Origin of the sequence: Aeromonas sp. R7-5, from assembly GCF_040908015.1 — a bacterium.
Taxonomy (GTDB): Bacteria; Pseudomonadota; Gammaproteobacteria; order Enterobacterales; family Aeromonadaceae; genus Aeromonas; species Aeromonas caviae.
On record NZ_JBFOCZ010000013.1, the window covers coordinates 1 to 20,574 of the forward strand.

The 20,574-nt window shown below is 59.8% G+C and carries 14 protein-coding genes; 3 read left to right on the plus strand and 11 right to left on the minus strand.

The annotated features are described in order from the left end of the window. From AB5Y53_RS04765 to AB5Y53_RS04795, 7 genes are all read right to left on the minus strand, one after another. Positions 1-1,451 (minus strand): retention module-containing protein (locus AB5Y53_RS04765; protein ID WP_368181237.1); only part of this gene is annotated, 1,451 nt, incomplete at its 3' end. 267 nt (positions 1,452-1,718) lie between these two features. After that, entirely contained in the window at positions 1,719-3,644 is a 1,926-nt protein-coding gene (locus tag AB5Y53_RS04770) for an EAL domain-containing protein (RefSeq protein ID WP_368181238.1), read from the minus strand. A gap of 3 nt (positions 3,645-3,647) precedes the next feature. Beyond that, positions 3,648-4,406, minus strand: a complete 759-nt coding sequence (locus AB5Y53_RS04775; RefSeq protein ID WP_368181239.1) for a transglutaminase-like cysteine peptidase — start codon at positions 4,404-4,406, stop codon at positions 3,648-3,650. Positions 4,407-4,505: 99 nt separating this feature from the next. Continuing rightward, complete coding sequence (locus AB5Y53_RS04780; RefSeq protein WP_010675164.1) at positions 4,506-5,837, minus strand: TolC family outer membrane protein; 1,332 nt, start codon at positions 5,835-5,837, stop codon at positions 4,506-4,508. Between the two features lie 35 nt (positions 5,838-5,872). Next, positions 5,873-7,288, minus strand: coding sequence for an HlyD family type I secretion periplasmic adaptor subunit (locus AB5Y53_RS04785; protein ID WP_368181241.1), 1,416 nt, complete (start codon positions 7,286-7,288; stop codon positions 5,873-5,875). Continuing rightward, positions 7,281-9,425: a type I secretion system permease/ATPase gene (locus tag AB5Y53_RS04790; protein ID WP_039040368.1), complete on the minus strand. Its 2,145-nt coding sequence runs from the start codon at positions 9,423-9,425 to the stop codon at positions 7,281-7,283. The genes AB5Y53_RS04785 and AB5Y53_RS04790 overlap by 8 nt, the downstream gene beginning before the upstream one ends. A 370-nt stretch (positions 9,426-9,795) precedes the next feature. Beyond that, a complete protein-coding gene (locus tag AB5Y53_RS04795) occupies positions 9,796-10,740 on the minus strand; it encodes a TIGR01212 family radical SAM protein (RefSeq protein WP_368181242.1) in 945 nt (314 codons plus the stop codon). Between the two features lie 613 nt (positions 10,741-11,353). Between AB5Y53_RS04795 and gltB the strand changes: the two genes are divergently transcribed. Both gltB and AB5Y53_RS04805 read left to right on the plus strand, forming a co-directional pair. Beyond that, positions 11,354-15,811 carry a glutamate synthase large subunit gene (gene gltB, locus AB5Y53_RS04800; protein WP_368181243.1) on the plus strand — a complete coding sequence of 1,486 codons (4,458 nt, stop codon included), beginning with the start codon at positions 11,354-11,356 and terminating at the stop codon, positions 15,809-15,811. Positions 15,812-15,823: 12 nt separating this feature from the next. Continuing rightward, positions 15,824-17,239, plus strand: a complete 1,416-nt coding sequence (locus AB5Y53_RS04805) for an FAD-dependent oxidoreductase (RefSeq protein ID WP_324041769.1) — start codon at positions 15,824-15,826, stop codon at positions 17,237-17,239. Positions 17,240-17,321: 82 nt separating this feature from the next. Here the strand turns inward: AB5Y53_RS04805 and AB5Y53_RS04810 are convergent, their stop codons facing one another. Continuing rightward, on the minus strand, positions 17,322-17,900 hold the full coding sequence (locus AB5Y53_RS04810) for an O-methyltransferase (RefSeq protein WP_368181244.1): 579 nt from the start codon (positions 17,898-17,900) through the stop codon (positions 17,322-17,324). A 61-nt stretch (positions 17,901-17,961) separates the two neighbouring features. On the opposite strand from AB5Y53_RS04810, the gene AB5Y53_RS04815 reads away from it, so the two are divergent. Continuing rightward, positions 17,962-18,156 (plus strand): hypothetical protein, encoded by a 195-nt coding sequence (locus AB5Y53_RS04815; protein ID WP_368181245.1) that lies wholly within the window; start codon positions 17,962-17,964, stop codon positions 18,154-18,156. Here the strand turns inward: AB5Y53_RS04815 and AB5Y53_RS04820 are convergent. The 3 genes from AB5Y53_RS04820 to AB5Y53_RS04830 all read right to left on the minus strand — a co-directional run bounded on the left by AB5Y53_RS04820 (position 18,153) and on the right by AB5Y53_RS04830 (position 20,560). Beyond that, positions 18,153-18,584: a hypothetical protein gene (locus AB5Y53_RS04820; protein WP_041213092.1), complete on the minus strand. Its 432-nt coding sequence runs from the start codon at positions 18,582-18,584 to the stop codon at positions 18,153-18,155. The two genes, AB5Y53_RS04815 and AB5Y53_RS04820, sit on opposite strands and share 4 nt — an antisense overlap. A gap of 44 nt (positions 18,585-18,628) precedes the next feature. Continuing rightward, positions 18,629-19,669 carry a M35 family metallo-endopeptidase gene (locus tag AB5Y53_RS04825; protein WP_041213093.1) on the minus strand — a complete coding sequence of 347 codons (1,041 nt, stop codon included), beginning with the start codon at positions 19,667-19,669 and terminating at the stop codon, positions 18,629-18,631. Between the two features lie 255 nt (positions 19,670-19,924). Further along, positions 19,925-20,560 carry a DUF2913 family protein gene (locus AB5Y53_RS04830; RefSeq protein WP_045524285.1) on the minus strand — a complete coding sequence of 212 codons (636 nt, stop codon included), beginning with the start codon at positions 20,558-20,560 and terminating at the stop codon, positions 19,925-19,927. Positions 20,561-20,574 lie beyond the last annotated feature (14 nt).

The window sequence follows — 20,574 nt, forward strand, 5'->3', positions numbered from 1 at the left end:
CCGTTGGCATTGAGCACCAGGCTGCCGTAGGTCCCGCTCAGGGTGCCCGCGGTCACTGCCGCGCCATCCGCCCCTTGCACGTCGTTGGTGATGACATTGCCATTGAGGACCAGGTTGTTCTCGCTCGCCACCGTCGGGTTGACGTCGCTCACCGCCGTCGGCACGTCGTCCAGCACCACGACATCCAGCCCTGCACTGGTCGTGTCACCATCGAGGTCCGTCAACACGACGTTGAAGCTCTCCGTCAGAGCCCCATCATTTGCAGGTTTGTTATGTGTTTCGTTATCGTTCAGGGTGTAGCTGTAGGTCACGCTGCCAACCCCTGTCACCGGGTTGTAGCTGACGCCGGTCACCAGCAGTTGATTTCCCAAAGGACTGGGGATCCCCTGGGGGAAGGTGGTCAAGACCTGGCCATTGCTGATCAGCGTCACACCTCCCAGCGTCAGGCTTTGTACTCCATCTGCCGCATTGAATGTAAAGGTACTGCTCTTGGTCAAGGCGGCGCCATCGGGGGCTGAGCCATCCGGCAACGCGGCTTCATCAAGGACAAGCTCACCACCCTCGACCAGCAATCCATTCAGCGAGACAGGCTCATCTACAGGGGTGATGGTGATGGTCAGAGTGGAGTCGTTGGTATCATCCCCATCCGTTACGGTGTAATTGACCGCAGGTACAGGGCCTGTGTAGTTCAGCGCGGGGGTAAAGGTATAGGAGCCGTCGGCATTGATGATCAGCGTACCAATCCCATCCAGCGTGCTCTCAACGCCAGCTGCAATTCCCTGATTGCTGCCCCAGCTATAGGAAATGACAGACGTATCAAGGGGACCATCCGGATTGTTGCTGTTGTCGAGCACATTGCCACTGATGGCCTGATCTTCCTGGGTGACAACAGACTCATCCTGATCATCGAGCTGATTCTCGGGCAGAAGATCGTCTTCCTGCAGCACATTCTGATCGATCAACGTGTCATAACCGGTATCAAATCCGGCCTCGGCTATGGTCGCATCTCCGATGCGATCTATGACAACAAAACCACCATTGCCACTGGCCCCAGCGACCCCGCCGATACCACCACCACCGGCGGCAGGTGCCCCACCGGCAGCAGAGGCTTCGAAGTTCTTGGTCGGGTCAACCCCTTGCAGGATGGATTGTTGCAACGCCGCAATTTCTGGCGACACTTCAGGCGAGCCTTGCTGCTGATTGGCAACCGATGAGGAAGATTGCCCCTCTGGAGGCATCTCTGTCCCTGCCGGAACACCATTGTCCGCTGCAGGTTTGTCATCGTAGGGAGCCAGCATCAATTTGGCATCATCAGCGATATTGAGTCTGGCGCCAGGCTGCAGTATCTCGCCAGGCTGGAGAGGACGACTGCTGCCATGGGCAAGCAGGATCTGAACGTTGCCTTCTACGGAAGAAACGACCACGGTTTTGTCGATGATTTGGGTGCGCATATCCATTGCTCCAGGGTGACAGATCTTGATGCCTACACTCTAGATACGCCCCCGTCCTGCTTCCGTTGCAAAAATGTACAGGGTTGAGTCTCTTTGACTTCATCCGATGCAGCGAATCGAACGAATATTTTTTACATATAAAAATCAAATAAGTAACAGCGCGAGTTTTAGTGATATTACCTATATGTCGCGTAAAAATGATGTACATATTCTAAACAGATATAAAAAAGGGCCCTTAATGGGCCCCTTTCTATCGAGTTGTACCGCTTATGCCAGTGGAAATGCTGGGTGAACGAACCCCTGATAACCATCGATATGCAAACTGGACAACAATTCAACCTGCCGTTGATCTTCCACCCGGGTGGCGATGGTCGTGACACCCGCGTTGTGGGCAGCCCGACAGACAGCCGCCAGGAAGGAGGTATCGGCGCCTGGTTCCATGACCTGGCTGGTATACCCGTGGTCCACCTTGACATAAGCGGGGGTCAGCTCTTCCAGATAGCCGAGGGACTGGAAGTGCCGGCCATAGTGATCGACCCCCCACAAGAAGCCGTGCTCTCGCAACAGCTCAACCAGATGAGTCACATACTCTTTGTGTTTCATGATGGCCGCTTCCGGGATCTCGAACAGCAGTCGCTCCTTCAGCGCCACGTTCAGCGACAGATAGCCTCTGAGCCATGTCAGGAACTCATCCGAACAGAGAGAACCCGCCGTGATATTGACTGCCAACACCAATTCCGGTTGCTGCTTGAACAAGGGGACGCAGGCTTCCAGCACCGCCTTGTCAAACTCTGCCCCCATCTTGAACTGCTCGATCGCAGGCAAGAACTGCCCTGCGAAGTAATCCGTTCCATCTCGCGAGATGGCCGCGAACAACTCGGCATGCAAGCGGGTACCATCATCGAAGCGACATGCAGGCTGTGCCTTGAAGCGCCAGAGATGTCTGGCAATGGCATCCTGCACCAGGTCTCGCCAGGCAAGGCGTCCCATCAGTCCCTGCTCATTGCCGCCTTCCATCACGACGGCACCGCGCCGCTCATTGCGCGCTTTGCCAAGGGCGTTATCCGCCTTCGTCAGCAGGGCCGAGAGATCGTCATTGCCATCACGGCCGGCGATGCCGACGACGGACAGCGCACCGCTTTCTCCCATGGGATTGACAACCAGATCGGCGATACGGCTGTTGATGAGCTCCGCCAGCTCCTTGAGCTGAGACAGGTCATCGGTGGGGCAGAGCAAGGCATACTCCGTCGCCGAGATCCGGGCCAGCGCCGCGCCATCCCAGCCATCCAGCAGTTCCCTGAGCACCTGTGCAATGGACTTGACCATGTTGTCCCTTGCAGCAAAGCCCTCTTCCCGATAGAGATCGTCCAGCATGTCGACAGCCACCAGCATGACCCCGCCCTGCCCGGCCTCCGCAATCCAGGCATTGACCTGCCCGACGAAGTAAGAGCGGTTGCCAAGCCCGGAGACAGCATCTACATAGACGCGGGCTCGCAGATTCTCGGCTTCGTCAGCCTGCTCTTTGAACTGCACGGCAAGCTTGCTGGAAAGGGTATTGATGGCCTGTACCACTTGCCGCAGCTCGCGGGTCTTGGGCTCGGGAATGGCGTGGCCGAAATGGTGCAGCTCGATTTCAACCGCCTGATCGCAAATCAGCTTGAGCGGTTTGAGCAGATAATTGAGCGCCCGCATCAGCAAGAGAGTGGTGACGAGAAAGCCGACCAGGAACCAGGTGGCCAGTTCGCTCATTCCTTTCCAAAGCTCGTAGTAGGCTTGTCCAGGGTGGCCGACGACCTTCAGCTTGCCCAGTTGCAGCCAACCCGACGTCAAAATCGATTCATTGGCCACTTCAGGGAACAGATCCAGCCCAATGAACCACTGTGGGACCCCTTCGATATGGCTGCTGTTCTCCAGCTCGATGACATCCTTGGAGGCCAGCAGATCGAGACGGACCAGCTTGTAGTAACCCCCGTCGAACACCGCCTTGATCACGGATTCGGCACTGACCTTGTCGCCGTTCTCCAGATAGGGGGTCAGCGCCAGACCCAGTGCGGTGGACGTATTGATGACGGTGGTCTCCTGCTGCTGCGCCAGGTAGTTGCGGGTCGAATTGAATTGCACCCAATAGGTGGCGGCAAACAGCAATCCGAACAGCAGCAGCATGGTTGCCAATAGTTGTCTGTAGAGCGTCATAGGTTAATCATCCAAATTGACCGCAGGCCGAGCCAATCGCCCCGATGTCATGCGATTGCGTAAGTCTGTCCATAATCCCAAGCGGGATGATTGCCCGGCCAGTTCCCCTTGACCACGCGCCTTCATCAGCCACAAGTGACTACCGTTAAAACTGTAAATTGGCAACAAATCCGCCCGTTGGGTCGCCGGGCGAATTGATCCGACAAGATTGTCCAGAATCAGGGGTACTGCCGCAGGCGTCTCATAGTAGGCAACGACCATATGAAACTGGTTATAATCCAATGCCTTGACATATACCATTCGCATTTTTTCATCAGGGATGCCAAGTTCCAGCAAGGTAAAATACTTGGAAATGCTGAAGTCTTCACAATCTCCTCCTGCTGCGCCCAGAAATTCCAGCGGTGTCGCCCAATAATCCTTCTTGTGCCACAACTTGATGTCATCGATGAAACGCATCTGGTTGAAGAACTGGTTCACCTTCTCCAGCTTCTGCCGATCCGTCAGCCCCGCTGCCTTGTTCTGCATTGCCAAAGTGCGCCAGCTGGTGACCCGTTTGCCAGCCCTGGGGCCATAGGTCTCCTCCGCGCGCTTGACCAGTTTCATATCCTCCGGTGAGAGAGGCTGGCTGGCGCTGAGCAGCAGGGGGATCGCCAGCAGGACCAGCCACAGCAGGCGAACCCGCCAGGGCGCACGTGCACCTGCGACAGCTCGATACCCATCACGTCGGCTCCAGCCTGTCGATGCCACTTCTTTCTGTGTCATGACGCCGCCATCATCCCCTGACCGCCGGACGCATAAAAGAATGACTGCAGCACGCTGCAGCCATTCCCCTTGCCTGATATGACATCAGTGGCAGGGCCATCAGTTGTTGTTGGCCTGCCATTCAGCCGGTTGCTGCACATTCAGGGCATTGAGCAGACCACCGGTGGCATTGAGGATACGATAATCTGCCAACAGGGAGTCGTACTCGGCCGTGATGTAGCTGCGGCGAGCCTCGAACAGTTCGTTCTCCGTGTTCAGCACGTCCAGCAAGGTCCGTTGGCCCAGGCCGAATTGCTTCTTGTAGGCCTGTACGGTGTCATAGCTGGCGTCCACGTGCTCTTTGAGGAAGACTTTTTGCTTGGCCAGCGACTCTTTGGCGTTCCAGGCGAGGCGGGTCCCCTCTTCCACCTGACGGAAGGCATTCATGTGAATGTCTTTGGCCTGGGAATAGAGCGCTGAGGTTGCCTTGCTTTCTGCCAGATCGGACCCACCGCGGAACAGGTTGTAACGCATCCGGACCATGGCGGTGAGATCGTCGTTACGGCCTTTGACCGCATCGATGTCCTCGTTCCAGTTCTGATCCACTTCAAAGGCTACGTTCGGGTAGAACCCGGACTTGGAGCCTTCATGCTGATACTTCGCCTCTTCGATGTCCTGCAGGGATGACAGCAGGGTCGGGTGAACCTCTGTTGCCGTCTTCAGCGCATCTTCCAGTGTTGCGGGCAGGAGTTGGGTGTTCGGTACTGGCTGAACGAGATCCTTGGGCACTTCATTGACGACACGGATGAACTCGCTCTCGGCATCCCGATAGTTGTTCTCCGCCGCCGCCTGGTTGGAGTACGCCCGAGCCACACGACCGTCGATCTGGGTCTGGTCAGCGGTCGACCCCAGACCGGAGTCGGTCCGTTTCTGGATGTCACTGCGGATCTGTTCGTGGGTTTCAAGGTTCTGCTTGGACAGCTCCAGGATCTCCTGCTGACGCAGCATGTTGAGGTAGACCTCGGCCACGCGCAGGGCCGTGTTCTCCGCCTCGGAGATCATCGCCAGGCGCTGGGCCTGGGCGGCGGCATCGGTCCGTGCCACGTTGCTGCTGACATCAAAGCCGTCAAACAGCATCTGGCGAAGGCTGATCCCGGCCTCCTTGCGCGTCATGGAGTCATCGATCGTCTGTGAATTGGGACCTGCGGCACGGGTAGAGGGACTGTCAGTCTTCTCGTAACCGACGCCACCACGCAGATCAATGGTGGGGTAATAGCCGCCCTTGGCTCCATCATGCTGATACAGTCGTGCCTGATAGAGATCAAAAGCTTCCTTGATTTTCGGATGGGTAGCCAGTGACTGCGCCACTGACTGTTCCAGCGTCTGTGCCTGGCTCAGGCCCGGGAACAGTATGGTGCCACTAACCAGCATGGCAACAATCGTCTTCTTCATGGTATCTCCAGTCATGTTGTTTTTAGATTGTTGGCTTATCGTTCTCTCAGTGCCGACTGCTTAGCCCTCAAGATGGGTTTCAGCAAGTAGTCTAGGACACTTTTTTTACCAGTAATAATATCTGCACTGGCTAACATACCGGGGATGATGGGAAGTGCGTTAAGCTCATCGCCCAGATAACTCTTCTCGGTTCGTACTCGCACCAGATAGAAGGAATTGCCCTCCTCATCCTGGATTGAGTCGGCACTTATCTGTTCAACCTTGCCATGTAAACCTCCATAAATAGTGAAATCATAGGCAGTTATCTTGACCACGGCCTCCAGTCCTGGTCTGAGGAACGCGATGTCCTTGGGCGACACCTTGGCTTCAACCAGCAGGGTATCTTCCAGCGGCACTATCTCCATCAGGTCCATGCCCGGCTGAACGACCCCACCCAGCGTATTAATCTTGAGCTTTTTGATGGTCCCCTTGAGAGGCGCGATCACACTGGTACGATCGACTCTGTCCCTGAGGCCGACCTGACCCTCCGACAACTGGCTCAACTTGCCTTGACGTTCGTTCAGCTCGGTCTGGGAGTCCGCCCGGAATTTCAGGGCGATATCATTTCGCTTCGAGATGGTCTCCCGCAGTACCGAGTTGAGCTTGGGCACCAGCAGGCGGTTCGCCTCCAGCTCCCCTTGCATTTCGTTGACCTGCCGCTCCAGTTTAATTAGCTCCACTTGAGGAACTATACCCTCTTTTGCGAGAGGACGGCTGATGTTCAGCTCCTGACGAGCCAGATCAACGCTGCGGCCCACGGTCCGGATCTTGGCATTGAGCTCTATGGTCTCCTGCTCTTTCTGCTCGATCTGCTGTCCCAGGATGTAGAGCTGGTTCTTGAGGTTGTTTAACCGCGCCTCCTGCACCGATCTTTCACGGGCGGCATATTCGGCAAATACATTCTCGTACCCTTCGGGGAACTCGATGACCTGTTTGTCGATGGCAACCTGTTCACGCCAGCCCAGATTGGGCTCGTTCTTGACCACCACGCTGCGAATTTCGGCGCGCAGGCGGGCGATATCCCCCTTGAGGGTGACCAGCTCCTGCTCCCGTTCGCGAAAATCCGACTTGAAGCGGGTATCGTCGATGCGCAGCAGTGGCTGTCCCTTCTCGACGATGTCCCCCTCCTTGACGAAGATCTCCTTGACGATCCCCCCTTCCAGGTTCTGGATCACCTGCAACTGGCGCGACGGTATCACCTTGCCCTGGCCGACGGTCACTTCATCCAGCTCGGCCCAGGCCGCCCAGACGATGGCGCTGACAAAAAACAGGAAGCAGGCCCACAGCAGGACTCTGGCACGGGTGGGTGTCGTCAGCAGCACGGCGGCGGCGCCGTCATCCACGTACTCGAGATGCTCGGGTGCAGGCAAGACCGTATCTGAGGGCGTTTTCTTGAACCAGTGGTTAGCCATTCGCCGTCTCCTGCACCCGCACCTTGCCTTCCTTCAATTGCTGCAACACCACCTCTTTGGGACCGTCCGCCACTATCTTCCCCTGCTCCACGACGATGACCCGGGAAGCGACATCCAGCATGGAGGTCTTGTGGGTGATGAGGATAAGGGTGGTTTCGGGGCCGAGCCGCGCTAGTTCCTGCTTCACGTGCATCTCTGACTGGTTGTCCATGTTGGAGGTCGGCTCGTCCATCACCAGAATGGGGGGATCGTTGAGCAGGGCGCGAGCCAGCAGGATGGACTGGCGCTGACCACCGGAGAGCTGACGTCCCCCTTCGCCAATCTGTCTGTCGAGACCGTTGGGATCCCGGTTGGTAAAGTTGGTGACCCCGGCCCGCTTGGCGGCGCGCAAGACACGGGCATCGTCCACCAGGGGATTGCCCAGCATGATGTTGTCCCGAACTGAACCAAAGAAGAGGGTCACATCTTGCGGCACACAGCCGATGTTGCGGCGAATGATGGTCGGCGGCAGTTGGTCCAGCTCAAAGCCATCCAGACGCACCAGGCCGTCAGTCGGGCGATAGAGGCCCATCAACAATTTCTCCAGCGTGGTTTTACCCGCACCGATGCGTCCGATGATGGCCACCTTCTCACCCGGCTCGATGCGCAGGTTGATGTTGTGCAGGGTACTGCTCTCCATGCCCGGATACTTGAAGGAGACATTTTCAAACTCGATGCGCCCCTGGATGACCGGATGGTGGATGTACTGCCTGCCCTCCTCCTGCTCACCCGGCGTCATCATTATCTTCTCCAGGATCTCGAGTGCCGACTTGGCCTGGTTGTAGCGGGTGGAAAGCACCGATAGCTGCACCATGGGGGCGATGGCCCGGCTCGACAGCATCACGGCCGCTATCATGCCCCCCATGGTCACCAACCCTTCCGAGATCTGGTAAACACCGACGATCACCAGTCCCACTGTCACCACCTGCTGGATGTAGCTCGCCAGAGAAGACATGGAGTTGGTGATGCGCCGGGTCTGCACGCCCCAGGTCGAGATGTGGGACACCGCCTGCTCCCAGCGGTGCTGGAACATGCTCTCGGCCCCGAAAATCTTCACGGTCTCAAGGCCCGAGATGCTTTCGATCAGATTGGCGTTCTTCTGGGAGGCGAGCCGGGAGCCCTCCTCGATGGATTGCTTCAGCGGTGCCTGAATGTAGAAGCTGTAGGCCACCAGGATCAGGATGGCGATGATGGGCACCACCACCATGACACCGGCGAAAATCCAGATGATGAAGAGGAAGAAGATGGCAAACGGCAGATCGATCAGGGTGGAGACGGTCGCCGACGTGAAAAACTCGCGCACCGATTCAAACTCCTGCAAGTGCTTGGCAAAGGCACCGGTCGACGCAGGCCTGGACTCCATCTTCATGCCCATCACCTTGGCAAAGATTTTGGCCGACAACAGCACGTCGGATTTCTTGCCTGCAATATCGATGAAGTAGCTGCGCAGCTGGCGCATCACGAAGTCGAAGGTGAACACCACCATGGCTCCAACCGCCAGCACCCAGAGGGAGTCGAATGCCAGGTTGGGCACAATCTTGTCATAGACGTTCATGGTGAACAGGGGGCTGGCGATGGCAAACAGGTTGATGAGGATCGAGGCCACCAGCACATCCCGATAGATACCGCGGGACTCGAACAAGGTGCTCCAGAACCAGTGACCATCACGGGTCTCCAGCACTTTGGGCGAGCGCTCATCAAACTTGAACTGCCGCTTGACGTAGAACAAACGACCATTGTACTCGTCACCCAGCTGGGCAAGACTGACCCATTGGGCCGCGTCTCCGGCCTGGGGAAAGATGACCCTCGCCTGGGTCCGTTCTTCATTCCATTCAAGCAAGATGCAGGCGCCGCCATTGCGCGTCTGCAAGACGCAGGGCAGCAGCAGGGAGGAGATCTGTTCAAGGGGCTGGATCACTTCGCGGGCAGAGAGACCGCCCCGCTCGGCGGCACGACTGAAGAGCGCCGTGCTGAGACGCCCGGAGACCAGTGGCAAGCCGGTGGTGAGAGCATCCTGACTGTTGGGCACCCCGTAAAAGCGGGTCAAAAAGACCAGGCACTCCAACAGTTCATCTATATGGCTGGTTTCTGCTTGCATAGCATCCCATCAAACATGATTCAGAAGGTTGTTTCGGGGCCGAATATCCAAAGCCCGGCGGCGATCCGGAAAAACAGAACAGACCTCGCCACCCAGACCCACAACCCGATTAGCGCACAGAGCCGGGACACTGCATGTCTCGCCTCCCTCACAGATTTTCATGCCGGAAACGGAGGGGACATGCCGGGCACCTGATGTTGCCAAGAAATATGCCACCCGGTACGAAGAAAGCCCGCCCGGTATACAAACTGCAAAGAGTTATTGATAACTATATCTTTTTTCAAGCCGACCATCTTATCAAGGTGACTTGAACGAAACTATACTCCAAAGACTGAATTTCATCTAATAACCCACTGTTTTTTTGACGAAATTAGAGTTGGCACTCGCCCGTGGAAGGGAGAGAAAAAGGGCGTCCCAGGCAGTGTCCCTGAGGGCCTGAGCGTGCCAGCGCCGCGGCAATGGCGGTCATGGCGCTCCAGCGATTCTCGCACCAGGCGGGGGCCAGCAGGGTCGGGTGGCGCGCCGACGCCGAGACCCTGTGATAGACCACCTCGGGAGGCGTGTACTGGATCATGGCGACCGCCGCCGCCACATACTGCTCCATCGTCAACACATCCAGCCGTCCCGCCTGCCACGCCTTGCCAAGAGTGCTCCCCTCCACCACATGCAGTGGGTGAAGCTTGATCCCCTCGACGCCGGTCTCCACGATACGGTGCAGGGTTTCCAGGCTGTCCATCGGCACCTCGCCGGGCAGGCCGACGATGAGATGGGCACACACCTTGATGCCTCGCAGATGGGCTCTGGTTACAGCGTCAACATAGGCGGCATAGCCGTGACCCCGATTGATGCGTTGCAACGTCTTGTCGTTGGCACTTTGCAGCCCGAGCTCCAGCCACACCTCGTAACCTCTGGCCTGATAACCTGCAAGCAAATCCAGCACCGCATCGGGTACACAATCAGGGCGAGTTCCGACGCAGAGCCCCACCATGTCGCTCACCGACAAGGCTTCTTCATACATGCGCTGAAGGTACTCCACTTCGGCATAAGTACTGGTATAGGCCTGAAAGTAGGCCAGATAGCGCCTGGCCCGGGTCACCTCGTCCCGGCGTGCCAGCAGTTGCTGCACCACGGAGAGTTGCTGGGCCGACTCGTCGGCAAAGGAGGAGACATTGCAGAAAGTGCAGCCACCCCGGCCCAGGGTGCCGTCCCGGTTGGGGCAGGTAAAGGCCCCGTGAATGGAGAGTTTGTGGATCTTCTGGCCGTGGCGTTGCTTGAGATCCTGGCCGAATGTATTGATGAGTTCGTGTAACTGCATGACACCTCCGAAATGAGGTGTCATTCTAGCGACGCAGCCCGGCGGGCAGGCTGCGCTGGATCAATCCCGCTCTCTACCCAAAAATCATATAAATATTCACGTTAGATGCGATAAATACCCAACAGTCAGCATTCACGGTCACTTTTGACAACCTGTCACTCCTGCCACTTGGAGAAAAGTGTCATAACCTCTCGCCCATAACCGGCTGTAACTACTGAAAAAATCCTGTTTAGTCTGCTTATGGACAAATGCAAGACGCAGGATCCTGAAATGTGATCCCCGCCAAGCACACCAGAGATGACTTTGTAAAATTACTACAGTTTCCCGCCACCATGCAGTCAACCACTAAACCGTCTATAACCAGAATATAAATCCAACAAATAAATAAAAAGCAGTTATAAATACACAAAAATGCTGATTGAGTCTCAAAAACCCACATTTTGTTATGGCGATGTAACATTGCAAACAAGCGGGATGTCCAATTGACCTTGCCCGAAAATCCCATTAGTTTGGAGATTCGCCACCTCAGGCGGACGGAACCACAAGAGCCAATCGCAATTTATGCAGTCTGTTGATGACAGTGCGATGGAAGGCCGAGCAAGGGAGAAATGCAATGTCACTATATGATCCAAAGCTGGAGAGGGATAACTGTGGCTTCGGCCTGTTGGCCCACATGGAAGGGGAAGCCAGCCACAAGCTTGTCCGTCTCGCGATGTCAGCCTTGGCTCGCATGCAGCACCGCGGCGGTATCTCCGCCGATGGCAAGACCGGCGACGGCTGCGGCCTGTTGCTGCAAAAACCCGACAGCTTCTTCAGAGCTGTCGCCGAAGAGAAGGGATGGCACCTGGGCCGCAACTACGCGGTCGGTATGCTGTTCCTCAACCCCGATCCCATCCTGGCCCAGGCCACTCGCGACATCATCGACGAGGAGCTGGAAAGAGAGACCCTGAGTCTGGTCGGCTGGCGCAAGGTGCCCATCGATACCAACGTACTCGGTTCCATCGCCAAGGCGTCCCTGCCCAGTATTGAACAGGTCTTTGTCAACGCGCCTCCGGGCTGGGTCGACAAGGATCTCGAGCGCCGCCTCTATATCGTGCGCCGCCGCATCGAGAAGCGCATCAGCGACGACTACTTCTATGTGGTCAGCCTTTCCAACCTGGTCACCGTCTACAAGGGACTGTGTATGCCGGTGGATTTGCCGCGCTTCTATCTGGATCTGGCCGACATCCGCATGCAGGCCGCCATCTGCGTGTTCCACCAGCGTTTCTCCACCAACACCAGCCCACGCTGGCCGCTGGCGCAGCCGTTCCGCTACCTCGCCCACAACGGCGAGATCAACACCATTGCCGGCAACCGCCAGTGGGCCAAGGCGCGCAGCTACAAGTTCGCCACCCCGCTGATCCCGGATCTGCAAGAGGCCGCCCCCTTCGTCAACACCACGGGGTCGGATTCCTCCAGCCTCGACAACATGCTGGATCTCTTCCTGGCCGGCGGCATGGACCTGTTCCGCGCCATGCGCCTGCTGATCCCGCCTGCGTGGCAGAAGCACCCGAACATGGATGACGACCTGCGCGCCTTCTACGACTTCAACTCCATGCACATGGAGCCCTGGGACGGCCCGGCCGGCATCGTCATGACCGACGGTCGCTACGCCACCTGCGCACTCGACAGAAACGGTCTGCGTCCGGCACGTTACGTCATCACCAAGGACAAGTTCATCACGCTGGCCTCCGAAGTGGGCACCTGGGACTACACCCCGGACGAAGTGCTGGAGAAGGGCCGTGTCGGCCCGGGGGAGCTGTTCGTGGTCGATACCAGCAACGGCAAGATCTGGACCAGCTTCGAAATTGACGACGATCTCAAGAGCCGTCACACCTACAAGCAGTGGATGGACAAGCACTGCAAGCGTCTGGTGCCCTTCGAGCAGATGGACGATGCCAGCACGGGGTCGCGCGAATTCCCGGATGACCGGCTCAAGACTTACCAGAAGCTGTTCGGCTACTCCTTTGAAGAGCTGGATCAGGTGATCCGCGTGCTCGGCGAGAATGGCCAGGAGGCGGTGGGCTCCATGGGGGATGACACCCCGATGGCGGTGCTCTCCTCCAGCCAGCGTACCCTGTACGACTACTTCCGCCAGATGTTCGCCCAGGTGACCAACCCGCCCATCGATCCCCTGCGGGAAAATCACGTCATGTCCCTGGCCACCTGTATCGGCCGCGAACAAAACGTGTTCAACGAGACCTTCGGTCACGCCCACCGGGTGCTGTTCCAGTCGCCGATCCTGCTCTACTCCGACTTCCATCAGTTGCTGGCCCTGGAAGGTGAGCACTACCGCCATGCGGTGCTGAGCCTCAACTACCAGCCCGAAGAGGGGCTGCAAGCCGCCCTCGAGCGTCTCTGCCACGAGGCAGCTGAAGCGGCCCGCAGCGGCGCGGTGCTGCTGGTCCTGTCAGACCGGGACATCAGCCCGGATACCCTGCCCATCCCGGCCGCCATGGCGGTGGGGGCGGTGCAGCGTACCCTGGTGGACAACAACCTGCGCTGCGACGCCAATATCCTGGTGGAGACCGCGAGCGTGCGCGACCCGCACCACTTCGCCGTGCTGCTGGGCTTTGGCGCCACCGCCATCTACCCCTACCTCGCCTACGAGACCCTCGCCAAGCAGGTAGAGGAAGGCGTGCTCAAGATGAGCCTGCGCCAGGCCATGCTCAACTACCGCAACGGCATCAACAAGGGCCTCTACAAGGTGATGTCCAAGATGGGCATCAGCACGGTGGCAAGCTACCGCTGCTCCCAGCTGTTTGAGGCAGTGGGCCTCTCCAAAGCCGTGGTCGAGATGTGTTTTCGCGGCGTATCGAGCCGCATCCAGGGTGCCGACTTTGCCGACATCCAGCAGGATCAGATCAATCTGTCCCGTCTTGCCTGGCTCGGGCGCAAGTCGCTGACCCAGGGCGGCCTCTTGAAATTCGTCCATGGTGGCGAGTACCACACCTACAACCCGGACGTGGTTCAGACCCTGCAAGTGGCGGTGCGCTCCGGCAACTACGCCGATTACAAGGAGTATGCCCGTCTGGTGAACGAGCGGCCGGTCGCCACCTTGCGGGATCTGCTCATCCTCAAACAGGGCACCACCCCGGTTGCGCTGGATCAGGTGGAGCCAGCCGCCAGGCTGTTCCCCCGCTTCGACTCCGCGGCCATGTCCATCGGCGCCCTCGGCCCTGAAGCCCACGAGGCCCTGGCCATCGCCATGAACCGCCTCGGCGGTCAGAGCAACTCCGGCGAAGGCGGTGAAGATCCCAAGCGTTTTGGTACCGAGAAGAACTCTCGCATCAAGCAGGTGGCGTCCGGTCGCTTTGGCGTCACCCCGCACTACCTGATGAACGCGGACGTGGTGCAGATAAAAGTCGCCCAGGGCGCCAAGCCCGGCGAAGGGGGCCAGCTGCCCGGTGACAAGGTCACCGCGCAAATCGCCCAGCTGCGCTACTCCGTGCCCGGCGTGACCCTGATCTCCCCGCCGCCGCACCACGACATCTACTCCATCGAGGATCTGGCCCAGCTCATCTTCGACATCAAGCAGATCAACCCGAACTGCCTGGTGTCGGTGAAACTGGTGTCCGAACCTGGCGTCGGCACCATCGCCTGTGGCGTGGCCAAGGCCTATGCGGACTTCATTACCGTCTCCGGCTACGACGGCGGCACCGGCGCCAGCCCGCTCACCTCGGTCAAATACGCCGGCTCCCCCTGGGAGCTGGGCCTGGCCGAAACCCAGCAGGCGCTGGTGGCCAACGGCCTGCGCCACAAGGTGCGTCTGCAGGTGGATGGCGGCCTCAAGACCGGTCTCGACATCATCAAGGCGGCCATCCTCGGCGCCGAGAGCTTCGGTTTCGGTACCGGCCCCATGGTGGCACTCGGTTGCAAATACCTGCGTATCTGCCACCTGAACAACTGCGCCACCGGCGTCGCCACCCAGGATGAGAAGCTGCGCCGCGAACACTTCACCGGCCTGCCGGAAATGGTGATGAACTACTTCAAGTTCATCGCCGAGGAGACGCGCGAGCTGATGGCCGAGCTTGGCGTCACCCAGCTCACCGACCTCATCGGTCGTACCGACCTGCTGGAAGCGCTGCCCGGCCTCACCGCCCGTCAGGCCAAGCTGGACTTGTCCGGCATCCTGGCGGCCCCGGTTGCACCGGCAGGCTCCAGTCTGTTCAGCCAGCAGCACAACCCCACCTTCGACAAGGGGCCCTTGAACCTCAAGATGGTGGAAGACCTGCTGGACGCGGTGGAAAACATGAGTGGCGGCGAGTTCCGCTACGACATCCGCAACACCGACCGCTCCGTGGGTGCACGTCTGTCCGGCGAAATCGTCAAGCGCCACGGCAACCAGGGCATGGCGGCCGATCCGGTCAAGGTGCACTTCAACGGCACCGCCGGCCAGAGCTTCGGCGTCTGGAACGCCGGTGGCCTTGAGATGATCCTCACCGGGGATGCCAACGACTACGTGGGCAAGGGGATGACCGGCGGCAAGCTGGTGATCAAACCCCACGTCGGCGTGGCGTTCAAATCTCACGAGGCGGCCATCATCGGCAACACCTGCCTCTATGGCGCCACCGGCGGCAAGCTCTATGCCGCAGGGACCGCCGGCGAGCGGTTCGCGGTGCGCAACTCAGGGGCCTTGGCGGTGGTCGAGGGGATTGGCGACAACGGCTGTGAATACATGACAGGCGGCATCGTCACCGTGCTCGGCAAGACCGGTGTCAACTTCGCGGCGGGCATGACAGGCGGTTTCGCCTACGTGCTCGACGAGTGCGGCAACTTTGCCAAGCGCACCAACCCCGAGCTGGTCGAACTGCTGGAGGTGGCGGATCTGGCCATCCACCAGGAGCACCTGCGCGGTATCATCACGGCGCACCTCAACGAGACAGGCAGCTCGCGTGCCGAGGAGATCCTGGCCAACTTCGACTCCTATGTGCCCAAGTTCAGGCTGATCAAACCCAAGTCCAGTGACGTCAAATCGCTGCTTGGCCACACCAGCCGTTCCAGTGCAGAACTCAGAATCCAGGCGCAATAAGGAGGGAACCCTATGAGCCAGAACGTATTCCAGTTTATCGATGTCCAGCGGGTCGACCCGCCCAAGAAGCCGCTCAAGATCCGCAAGATCCAGTTCGTGGAGATCTACGAGCCCTTCAACCAGGCCCAGGTCGGCATGCAGGCGGATCGCTGCCTCGACTGCGGCAACCCCTATTGCGAGTGGAAGTGCCCGGTACACAACTACATCCCCAACTGGCTGAAGCTGGCCAACGAGGGACGCATTCTGGAGGCGGTGGAGCTCTCCCACCAGACCAACAGCCTGCCGGAGGTATGTGGCCGCGTTTGCCCGCAAGACAGACTGTGTGAGGGTGCTTGCACCCTCAACGACAGATTCGGCGCCGTGACCATCGGCAACATCGAAAAATACATCACCGACAAGGCGTTCGAGATGGGCTGGCGCCCGGATCTCTCCAAGGTGGTCAAGACCGACAAGCGGGTCGCCGTCATTGGCGCGGGCCCCGCGGGCCTTGCCTGTGCCGACGTGCTGGCACGCAATGGCGTCACCCCTGTGGTGTTCGACAAGTACCCGGAGATAGGTGGCCTGCTCACCTTCGGTATCCCCTCCTTCAAGCTGGAGAAAGAGGTGATGCAGCGCCGCCGCGAGATCTTCGAGGGGATGGGGGTGGAGTTTCGCCTCGAGACCGAAGTGGGCCGTGACGTCACCTTCGCCGACCTGCTCGGCGAGTTCGATGCGGTCTTCCTCGGGGTCGGCACCTACAAGTACATGAAGGGCGGCTTTGCCAACGAAGAGGCGCCGGGGGTCTATGACGCCCTGCCCTACCTCATCTCCAACGCCAATCGCTTGCTGGGCTTTGAGAAGGCGCAAGCCGATTACATCGACTTCGCCGGCAAGCAGGTAGTGGTGCTGGGGGGCGGCGACACCGCCATGGACTGCGTGCGCACCGCCATCCGCCAGGGGGCCGATCGGGTGATCTGCGCCTACCGCCGGGATGCCGAGAACATGCCGGGCTCCAAGCGGGAGGTGAAAAACGCCCAGGAGGAAGGGGTGGAATTTATGTTCAACCTGCAACCTGTCGGGGTCGAACTGGACGCTCACGGCCGCACCTGCGGCATCAAGGTGGTGAGCACAGAGCTCGGCGCCCCCGATGCCAATGGCCGCCGCAATCCGGTAGTCATTGAAGGCTCCGAGCAGGTGCTGCCCGCCGATGCGGTGGTGATGGCGTTCGGCTTCCAGCCCAACCCCCAACCCTGGATGCGCGATCACGGTGTCGAGCTCGACGGCCGGGATCGCATCAAGGCGCCCGAGAAGGCCGAGTATGCCTTCCAGACCAGCAACCCCAAGGTGTTCGCCGGTGGTGACGCGGTGCGCGGCTCGGATCTGGTGGTGACCGCCATTTATGAGGGTCGCAAGGCGGCCGAAGGGATCATGGACTACCTGGCCGTGTGATCTGCCGTCGCAACCACGCTGTCATGCAAACAGCCCCGCTCGTGCGGGGCTGTTTTTTTATGCCTGGCTTTGGTGCTGCGCTCTAGCACCGCACCACCAGCCACTCCCCCTTGCCCACCGGCACCAGGGAAGTCAGGAAATCGGGGTCACGCCGCACCTGTGCCATCCACTCCCTCATCTCGTCCTCATGGGAGATGGCATTGTCCACCACCAGCAGGCCACGAGGGGCAAGCAGGCGCTGGATCTCGGGCCACCAGGCCTGGTAGTGGCGGCGCTCGGAGTCCAGAAAAATGAGCTGATAGCCCGCCGTCGGCAGGCAGGGCAACAGGCTGCCGGCCTCCCCCGCCAACTGCTCAATCCAGGCGTCGAGCCCGGCCCGCTGAAAGTTGGTCGCCGCCATGGTCCGTTTGCCCTCGTCCAGCTCGATGGTGGTCACCCGGCCCCCCAGCCGTTTCACTGCCTCGGCCAGCCAGAGGGTGGAGTAACCGTTGGAGGTGCCGATCTCCAGCACAGCCTGCGCCCCCCTCGTCTGCACCAGCACCGCCAGCAGTTCGCCGGTGTCGCGGGTAATGTTGAGCATCTTGCTGCCACGGGAGTGTTGCGCGCCGTCATTCTGCTCGCCAAAGCGCTCCAGCTCCCGTTTCAGTTGTTCCAGTGCCATGTCTCCTCCTTGACTGTGTAAACGAGTCGGCCCGGTGCATGGCATGGCTGGACCGCCCCTCATGTTCATCATTTTGCTATCGACCCACTCGGTGGCCCATCCCCTGCGTCATCCGGATAAAGACAACACCCTGGCTCACTATGTGATCTCGCTGGTGCAATGCTGCTGGCGGGAAAGCCAATCGTCACGCGGTCTGGTGGTGGCCCCCCGCGCCGTCGGGCTGCTGGATACCAAGGGCAAGCAGCAGATCGCCTAGGGGGCCACCCGGGTAAAGTCGATGGCGGGGCAGCTGGGCGCCACGCCCTTGGTCAGCGTCAGGGGCTGGGCACGATAGCTGAGCCGGTAGCGGCCCGGTTGGGACAGATCGTAAGCCTGCGCCAGATCCGCATCGGCCTGGCTCTGCTCCCCTGCCCCCAGGTGCAGGAAGTCACCGTCCCCGGGGGTACCTCGCTTGGCAAGCGGCCCTCGATAGTCCAGCGGCTGCCCATCGCGGGTCAGGTCGATGGCATCGGCAAACCACCCCTCGAAGGGGGTGAACCAGGTCAATACCTCGAGGGGCGTCTCCCCCCGGTTGGTCAGGGTCATCACCAGGGGCAGGGGTTCGTTCACCCCGCTCTCAGCGCTGACCGACAGCTCGCACTGCAAGGGCGCCAGTGCCAAGGTGGTGAGCAAGAGTGTCATCATGGTGCCTCCGTCAAAAAAGGGGCCATCCGGCCCCTGTTTGCAACTCAATTTTCGCTCGGGGTATTCTCGGCGAAATATTCGTGGTTGTCGGCATTGTTCAGGGCCTTCTGGGGATCCGTGCTCGCCAGATTGCGCGCATTGGCCTGACCGTATCCCAGATCGTCGGTGCCCGCCACCACGTTGAAGTGGCTCAGCTCGTGGACAATGGTGCCGGCACGGGAATCGGTCCCGGTGACCGGCGCAGTCCAGAAGCTCTTGCACAGATAGACCTTGTAGGGCTGGTCCGGATAGACATAGGCAAAGTAACTCTGCTTGCAACCGCAGTCGAAGGTGAGCGGCTTGTTGTCGATGGCATCCTTGATCTTGCTGAAGTTGGTCTCGGCCTGGTTCCAGCGGGTGGCGTCATAGGCGCCAAACCAGCTGCGGTAGCGCTGTCCATTCGGCTTGTCCACCGCGAGGTAGCTGCTGGAGTTGTTGGCGATGCCACTCGCGGCATCGAGCGCCGCCAGGATGTCGCTCTTCTGGGTGTTGGTGCAACGGCCGCTGAAGCTGACCGAGGCGCTCACTGCCTGGGGCTCGGCCACCGCCGCCTTGGCCAGCACCCGCTCGTCGCTCACCCCGTCCACCCAGAGGGTCACGGCATTGGACTCGCTCGCCTGGGCCTGTTTGGCCTTGGCCGCTTTCCCCTCCTGCGCCACGGTCGGCAGCAGGTAACGGATGCTGTACTGGCCCTGGGCACTCATGTCGTAGAGACCGGAGACCTCCGCCTGCACTGTCAGGCTCTGGCCTGCCTTGAGCAGTTGGTAGTCCTTGTCACTCGGTGCGGCCCGCTTGATCAGGGCCCCTTCGTAATCCACCGGCTGGCCGTCACGCTCCACCTGGAACAGAGGAGCATCCTCGCTGCCCGGCAGTTGCCATTTGAGCAGACGAACCGGCTTCTCCCCGGTGTTGGTCAGGGTCAGGTTGACGCGCACATCGTCTGTGCTGCCCTCCACCAGGGTGAGCCGGGCATCGAGTCCGGCGGCGCAGAGCGGGGACGCCAGCACGCCGGCCAGCAACAGGGCAATTGGAGTCGCTTTCATCATGTTTCCTCATTCATTGAGTGTCGCCTTGTCAGGCGGTCTGCTTCCTTTAAGGCCCTCTTTGGGGCCCATCCACCCTAGAGCAGAAGCACCACCCCACCATCCCTCCATATGGGGGACGCCCCCCATCAGAGGGGGAGCCCCTTGGCTGCGACAAAGATTGCCCGCCCGGCCCCGGGCGTGCAGGCAACCCCGTGGGGCGTATTTGCCATAAAAAAAACCCGGCGCAGGGCCGGGTGACGGGATGAGAAGGCGGGATCAGGAGGCCAGCAGCGCCAGGGCCGGCTGCGCGTTGCCCGGCATCAGCCGATAGGCCTTGTGGTGCTTGACCAGGGTGGTTTTCTTGTTGCCCTGGCTCAGCAGCAGGCCCCGGGCAAATGCCGCCTCGGCCAGTACCTGCTCGTCCCCGCGCACATAGAGGGTGAGGGGCTTGACCAGCTCACCTCCCTCGATATGGCCCTGATACTCGCTGGCCGAGATGATCAGGCTGGATTGCCCCTGGCTCAGCAGCCGCTGCCGGGTGTTCAGTTCGCTGTCGGTGAACACCAGCCAGCCCGCCCCCTCCAGCGCCAAGAGCAGATCGGCCAGGCGCGCCCCCAGCTGTACTGGCTCATGCATGGCACGCTCATACTGGCGCTGCACCCGCTCAAGCAGCCCCTTGAGATCGGCCCCCGCCCCCAGCGTCCGCCCCAGTTGCACCCAGGTCTTGAGATCCTCCATCACCAACCGGGAGAAGCGTTTCTCCTTGAGAGAATCCGCCATCCAGGTACAGAGAAAGTGGCTCTCCTGGGCGGGGGTGCGTTTGCCCGTCTTCTGGGCGGCGGTGCGCTCCAGCTCCGCCAGGCTCTGGCGGGCCATCTCGAGCAGGGCCTGATTGTAAGCAGGAAGGGTCATCTCGGATCCTCTGA